Origin of the sequence: Butyricimonas sp. BSD2780061689_150309_C8, assembly GCF_015560935.1 — a bacterium.
GTDB lineage: Bacteria > Bacteroidota > Bacteroidia > Bacteroidales > Marinifilaceae > Butyricimonas > Butyricimonas paravirosa.
This window is the reverse complement of record NZ_JADMSV010000061.1, coordinates 1-1994: the sequence shown is the minus strand read 5'-3', so window position 1 is coordinate 1994 and position 1994 is coordinate 1. Positions and strand designations below refer to the sequence as shown.

Genomic DNA, 1994 nt, shown 5'->3' with positions numbered 1-1994 from the left:
CTTGTACTTTCATGTACCTTAGGTATGAATGATAACAGATTCCGAACCGGGGATAGATATACTTTTTCCACACCATTTTATAGCATTTGGCGTGGTTTTCCGGTTCGTAATATTGTGCCGTGATTTCTTGGATAACCCGAGCCCTGATATAATATCCTTTCTTATTGTATGCCATTAGTTGTTTCTATTATTATTTATAATGATATTTGCATAAAAATTAAGTCGCTGTATCTAATTAAAATTTATTTATCATGAATTCATTGCAATTTTTTGCTTCATTATTTCGGAAATCTTATTCTTATTATGAGATTAATATTGGTTCGGCTATTTTAGCTTATGTTATTTATATTCTTGTGAATTATGTGGCATTGTCACTTGTTTCGAATGTTTTTTTAGCATCTGAATTTTACAAGCAAATTGCATTTGCAGGAGGTGCTGCCGCGATTATAGCTATAATGATGGGCGCATTTCTTCCTTTTGTAAATACAAAAAATGGAAATGTGTGTATATTGCTGTTATACTTTGGAGTCATAATCATGCTAACTTTTTTGTATTTGTATTTCATTTGTGGTAGATATCTAATTTGGTTTGTATTTTGTTATTTTTTGGGACTATTTACTGTTGCAATAGGCTCGTGGAATCGTAAAACGGCAAGAGACTAAAAAACTCAATAAGTTTATTTTGTCTGATTCTCCAGTATTAGTTCCAAAGCCTTAATTAAGGCACCTAGTTCATCTCCCGTGTACTGGAGAAGCGGTTTTTTGTACTTGCCTCGCTGCTTAATAAAACGACCGAGCCGGGAGTTGTCGACAACCGTGCGATTGAGGCAGGGGTGTACCCGAACCCAACCGAGTTGATAACATAGGGAAAGAATGTACCTGTGTCGATTGTTATTAAAATCTACTCGCCCGTAATCCTCGTCCGTGCCAAGGTCGCCTATAATTATCGCTACCTCGTTTTCCGTTAATTCCGAGAGGGACGAGATATTACGTTGCACAAGTTTCTCGCAAATCTCGTGACGTATTTCCATTAACCCGCGTTTTTGTAGCGTGGAGAATAAGGTCTTGTGTGCCGTGTCCGTGTGATTCATCTTGTTTAGGTTTAAAATTTTGTTCCCGGGGGCGGAGTCGAACCACCCCGGTGACCATCCGGGATTACGCTTCTGTCATGCCAAGCGGTATACTTCTCCACTTTCCATTTTCGTCCTTTATCTCTGCCCGGACGTATGTTTTGCTTTGTTCAGGCTTGTATGCAGCCTCGATTATCCTAACTCCCTCGATAAAACGGGCATTCCCGGATTTGTTCGCCATCTGGCGCAATTGCATAACCCGGGAAGGTTTCAGCGTACCTTTTTGGTCTTTTGCCAGAAGACGCATTACAGTATCAACAAGAATACGACTGTTTTCATCCCTCGCGAGGCTTGATATATACTCTTTTACGATACTGATTCCGGCATCGACGGTGTCATCGTAATTATCGACGGTGTTATTTCCTAGTGTGATCCGGCGATCTCCTTTCACGTTCATGAAAGCGTGGCTGTTTTGGCTGTCCTTTATGTTGTAAAGGTCACGTTTCATGCTTAGGGCGGTAGAAAATTCGTCATACACGTGTTTTTTCGCTTCCCCTAGCTGTACGCTTAATTTTTCTAGTGAGGGGAATAGTTCGTCTACCTTGCCACTGACAAGTTCTTTGTACGCTTGCCGATCGTTCTCTTTTTGTATCTCTTTGGCTTTTTCAGCTTCTAGGGCTTCTTTCGCCAGTTGTGCCCGTTGCTCGGGTGTCAGTTCATTTAGATTCATTGTCTGTGTTGTTATATGGATAGATGTCCACGGTTAATACTTTCTTTACCATTCCCGAACCGTTACATACCTTGCAAGGTTCTGAATCGTATTCGTTATCCCGGTTTTTACCGATGTAAACTTCTTTTTTGCCCGTTCCCCCGCAATTCCGGCAGATGTCAATTTTTACACTTCTCCAAATGGAAGTAGCGGTTT

General features: G+C 40.7%; 3 protein-coding genes and 1 pseudogene. 1 reads left to right on the top strand and 3 read right to left on the bottom strand.

The genetic code is table 11. From position 1 onward, the window contains the following. The first annotated feature begins 251 nt into the window (after window positions 1–251). Window positions 252–662 carry a hypothetical protein gene (locus I2I33_RS20190; RefSeq protein ID WP_087422721.1) on the top strand — a complete coding sequence of 137 codons (411 nt, stop codon included), beginning with the start codon at window positions 252–254 and terminating at the stop codon, window positions 660–662. Window positions 663–676: 14 nt separating this feature from the next. Here I2I33_RS20190 and I2I33_RS20185 read toward each other — a convergent pair whose 3' ends face one another. From I2I33_RS20185 to I2I33_RS20175, 3 genes and pseudogenes are all read right to left on the bottom strand, one after another. Further along, window positions 677–1090, bottom strand: a complete 414-nt coding sequence (locus I2I33_RS20185; RefSeq protein ID WP_140402635.1) for a hypothetical protein — start codon at window positions 1088–1090, stop codon at window positions 677–679. A 64-nt stretch (window positions 1091–1154) separates the two neighbouring features. Further along, window positions 1155–1799 carry a DUF3164 family protein gene (locus tag I2I33_RS20180; RefSeq protein ID WP_087422723.1) on the bottom strand — a complete coding sequence of 215 codons (645 nt, stop codon included), beginning with the start codon at window positions 1797–1799 and terminating at the stop codon, window positions 1155–1157. Continuing rightward, window positions 1786–1994 (bottom strand): annotated as a pseudogene (locus I2I33_RS20175) (hypothetical protein); the annotation flags it as partial. The pseudogene I2I33_RS20175 and the gene I2I33_RS20180, both read right to left, overlap by 14 nt.